The sequence below is a fragment of the Serratia sp. (in: enterobacteria) genome (assembly GCF_046715635.1).
Classification (GTDB): Bacteria; Pseudomonadota; Gammaproteobacteria; order Enterobacterales; family Enterobacteriaceae; genus Chania.
In genome coordinates, this window is sequence record NZ_JBKJYW010000312.1 from 1 (window position 1) to 4399 (window position 4399).

Below are 4399 nucleotides of genomic sequence, written 5' to 3' on the forward strand. Positions count from 1 at the left end.
CTGTGGGGGATCCCAACGGCGATCTTTGCCTTCCTGATCCACTCGTTCCGTTTGTACCGCATGGACAAGCAACTCAACGCTGAACTGAGCAAACTTAACCAGGCTGCGTTGCAGGCCAAGGGAGAAGGCCAATGATATTCCAACAACAATATCTCTATTGGCTGGCGGGCGCGGTATTACTGATCGTCGCCGCGATGTCGTTTGGCGATAAGGCCAACCCACGTCGTATCTCTACCGGTCTGTTCTGGGCCTTGTATGGATTGATCTTCCTGGTGGGGGATTGGACCTATGGGCTATTTGGCTCAGGGGCCGAAGCCAAACGTCAACTGCATATCACCGTGGGGGTTCTGGTGGTGGTGATGGCTCTGATCGCCGGTTTTGGCGGTGTGCGTCTTGGCAGCTATCATCAGCGCAGCCAGCAAGAGCGCGAAACCAGCGCCAAGCGGTTGGGGAACCGCCTGTTTATCCCGGCACTGGCGATCCCGGTGGTTACGGTGATTGGCGTGCTGCTGTTCAATAATATTCCCTCTCTGCAACAGGCGGTGTTTGGCAGCGGTAACCATGCCACCTTAATCACACTGTTCTCCATGACCCTCGGCTGCTTGCTCGGCTTGGTTATTGCGGTGAAGATGACACACGAACAAGCGCTGCAACCGGTGCAAGAGGCGCGCCGCCTGCTGGATTCTATCGGTTGGGCCTTTATCCTGCCGCAGATCCTGGCTACCCTTGGTCTGCTATTCACTGTTGCGGGTGTCGGTACTGCCATCTCCCATTTGACGCAGGAATATCTGGCGGTAGATAACCGCTTTATTGCCGTGGCGGTGTATGCCATCGGCATGGCTGTGTTGACGATGATCATGGGGAATGCGTTTGCGGCCTTCCCGATTGTCACTGCGGGCATCGGTATTCCGATCCTGGTACTGCAACACGGCGGCAACCCGGCGGTGATGGCGGCTATCGGCATGTTCTCCGGCTATTGCGGCACGTTGATGACGCCAATGGCTGCTAACTTTAATATTGTCCCGGCGGCGTTACTGGAGTTGCCGGACAAGAATGCGGTCATCAAGGCGCAGATACCGACCGGGGTCACGTTGCTGCTGGTTAACGTATTCCTGCTTTATTTCCTGATGTTCCTCTAGGAGAACGCATGCAGAAAGTATTGATTACCGGCTTTGAGCCGTTTGGCGGCGAGCGTGTCAACCCTTCCTGGGAGGTGGTGAAGCAGCTTAACGATCTGGAGCTTGGCGGGGCGCACATTATTGCGCGCCAGCTACCTTGCGTCTTCGGTGAGGCGTTGACGGTGCTAAACGCGGCCATTGACGAAGTTCAGCCAGCGATGGTGTTGGCGATCGGCCAGGCGGGCGGGCGCACTGATATCACGTTGGAGAGGGTCGCTATTAACGTCGATGACGCGCGCATTCCCGATAATCAGGGGCAGCAGCCGATCGATCAGGCCATTGTGGCAGATGGTCCAGCGGCCTATTTCAGCACCTTGCCGATCAAGGCGGTGGTGAATGCGATGCGTGAGGCTGGCATTCCGGCCTCGGTATCACAAACCGCCGGGACCTATGTCTGTAACCATGTGATGTACGGTCTGTTGCACCGCTTAAGCGGGCAGCAGGCGGTGAAGGGCGGTTTTATCCATATCCCTTACCTGCCTGAGCAGGCGGCACAGCATCCTGGCGCGCCGAGTATGGCAGCCCAGACGGTGCTGTTTGCTTTGGAAATGGCGATTTCGATCGCCTTGCAGGTCGAACATGATTTGAAAGTGGTGGGTGGCGCCACGCACTGAGGTCATTTATGCTACCTCCATGTTAACCCTAGGGTTCGGCTTGCCGGACCCTTTTTAATCAAGGAGTTGTCCATGCCAGAAGGGCCGGAGATCCGCCGGGCGGCAGATAAGCTGGCGGCAGTGATGATCGATCAACCACTGACCGAAGTCTGGTTTGCTTTCCCGCAACTGAAACACTATCAGGGCGAGCTGGTCGGTGAACGTATCACTGCCATTGAACCGCGTGGTAAAGCCTTGTTAACCGATTTTTCCAACGGTTTGACCATGTACAGCCACAACCAGCTTTACGGCGTGTGGAAGGTGGTGCGGGCGGGCGAAACGCCAGAAACCAAGCGCGATCTGCGCGTGCGGCTGGAGACGGCCGAGTGGGCGATCTTGTTGTACAGCGCTTCGGATATCACCATTGCAGCGCGCGGTGAAATCGAGCAACACCCGTTTTTAAAACGTATTGGCCCTGACGTGCTTGATATGACTTTGACCGTAGAGCAGGTGGAACAGCGGCTGTTATCGCCGGCGTTCTGTAAACGCCAGTTGGGCGGGATGCTGCTGGATCAGTCTTTTCTGGCTGGCCTGGGCAACTACCTGCGAGCCGAGATTTTATGGCAGGCAGAACTGGCACCCAAGCATAAGCCGCAGGATCTCACCCCTGATGCGCTGCATCAGTTGGCTCAGGCGCTGTTGGATATTCCACGGATCTCATATCAGACACGTGGTCAGGTAGATGAAAATCGCCATCACGGCACGCTGTTCAGCTTCAAGGTGTTTCATCGCAGCGGTGAGCCTTGCCCGCGCTGTGGGGCAATGATCGAGAAAACGGCGCTCTCTTCGCGGCCGTTCTATTGGTGCCCGGTTTGCCAGCGGTAAGCTGATGAAACGTGTTACATCGGCTAATGCGTCGTCCCCTCACCCCAACCCTCTCCCAAAGGGAGAGGGAGCTGGTACAGTGTTGTTGTTGGATTGGTATCCATCTGTCGCACATTGAGTTGCTCGTTTTGAAGGGCAGAAGGAACTGATACGGTAATGTGTTTAGGTTTGAGTCGTTTTGTAGTGGGTTTGCGTGAAAGAGAACGGTGTGGTGGGTAAGCGCAGAGGTTAAAACGTGGCACGGTAGATCCCCTCTCCCTGTGGGAGAGGGTTAGGGTGAGGGGCCAAATGACGCCCCTGCTAAAGCTTACTTCTTAACCTGAGACTTGAACTCACGCTCGGCATAGCCGGTATACAACTGACGTGGGCGGGCGATCTTGATGCCTTCGTCGTGCATTTCGTTCCAGTGGGCAATCCAGCCAATGGTACGGGCAATCGCGAAGATCACCGTAAACATGGAAGAAGGAATACCCATCGCTTTCAGGATGATACCTGAGTAGAAGTCGACGTTCGGGTACAGTTTTTTCTCGATGAAGTACGGGTCGTTCAACGCGATGTGTTCCAGCTCCATCGCGACCTGCAGCAGGTTGTCGTCTTTCTTGTTCAGCTCTTTCAGCACTTCGTGACAGGTTTCACGCATCACGGTGGCGCGTGGATCGTAGTTTTTGTACACGCGGTGGCCAAAGCCCATCAGGCGGAACGAGTCGTTCTTGTCCTTGGCGCGTTTGATGAATTCCGGGATGTGCTCAACAGTTTTGATCTCTTCGAGCATCTTCAGTGCCGCTTCGTTGGCACCGCCGTGCGCTGGGCCCCACAGAGAAGCGATACCGGCCGCGATACAGGCAAATGGGTTGGCACCGGATGAACCGGCAGTACGCACGGTGGAGGTGGACGCATTCTGCTCATGGTCGGCATGCAGGATCAGAATACGATCCATCGCGCGTTCCAGCACCGGGTTCACCACGTACTCTTCACAAGGTGTCGCAAACATCATACGCAGGAAGTTACCGGCGTAGGACAGGTCATTGCGTGGGTAAACAAACGGCTGGCCGAGAGAATACTTGTAACACATTGCTGCCACAGTAGGCATTTTGGACAGCAGGCGGAACGCGGTGATCTCACGGTGACGCTCATTGTTGACGTCCAGCGCATCGTGATAGAACGCGGCCAGGGCACCTGTCACCCCGCACAGCACCGCCATTGGGTGTGAGTCACGGCGGAAACCACGGAACAGATGGGTGATCTGATCGTGGATCATGGTATGGCGGGTAACGGTGGTCTTGAAGGTTTCGAATTCCTCTGCGGTCGGGGTCTCGCCGTACAGCAGGATGTAGCATACTTCCAGGTAAGAAGACTCTTTTGCCAACTGCTCAATGGGGAAGCCACGATGCAGCAGGATACCCTTGTCGCCGTCAATAAACGTGATTTTGGATGCACAGGAAGCGGTAGAGGTAAAGCCTGGATCAAATGTGAAATAACCTTTGGAGCCCAGGGTGCGTACGTCAAGAACATCTGGGCCCAGCGTTGGGGTGAGTACGCCCAGTTCGATCGGAGCTTCGCCTTTGTTGATATCTAGCGTCGCTTTCTTATCAGTCATTCTACAGTCTCCTTCAGCGCCTAATTTTTAAAACCTTTAACAACTGAAATACCTTAAATCTACGCAAGTTTCCCGCAATTAAGTGGTACGGACGCCAACTCTGTGAGCGACTGCGCAAATGTGCGGGCAGGGTACAGAGTGCTAAC

At 55.2% G+C, this 4399-nt stretch carries 4 protein-coding genes and 1 pseudogene; 4 read left to right on the forward strand and 1 reads right to left on the reverse strand.

Going from position 1 to position 4399, the window contains the following annotated elements; all coding sequences use genetic code 11:
- From ACLQ7H_RS16055 to nei, 4 genes and pseudogenes are all read left to right on the forward strand, one after another.
- Positions 1 to 135: pseudogene (locus ACLQ7H_RS16055) on the forward strand (DUF969 domain-containing protein); the annotation flags it as partial.
- On the forward strand, positions 132 to 1139 hold the full coding sequence (locus ACLQ7H_RS16060) for a DUF979 domain-containing protein (RefSeq protein ID WP_411753539.1): 1008 nt from the start codon (positions 132 to 134) through the stop codon (positions 1137 to 1139). The pseudogene ACLQ7H_RS16055 and the gene ACLQ7H_RS16060, both read left to right, overlap by 4 nt.
- A gap of 8 nt (positions 1140 to 1147) precedes the next feature.
- The gene (pcp, locus tag ACLQ7H_RS16065) at positions 1148 to 1792 is read left to right on the forward strand and encodes a pyroglutamyl-peptidase I (RefSeq protein WP_021805277.1); all 645 of its coding nucleotides are present in this window, start codon (positions 1148 to 1150) and stop codon (positions 1790 to 1792) included.
- 72 nt (positions 1793 to 1864) lie between these two features.
- Positions 1865 to 2656, forward strand: a complete 792-nt coding sequence (gene nei, locus ACLQ7H_RS16070; RefSeq protein WP_411753540.1) for an endonuclease VIII — start codon at positions 1865 to 1867, stop codon at positions 2654 to 2656.
- Positions 2657 to 2963: 307 nt separating this feature from the next.
- On the opposite strand, the gene ACLQ7H_RS16075 is transcribed toward nei, so the two are convergent.
- Positions 2964 to 4253, reverse strand: coding sequence for a citrate synthase (locus ACLQ7H_RS16075; RefSeq protein WP_411753541.1), 1290 nt, complete (start codon positions 4251 to 4253; stop codon positions 2964 to 2966).
- Between the last annotated feature and the right edge of the window lie 146 nt (positions 4254 to 4399).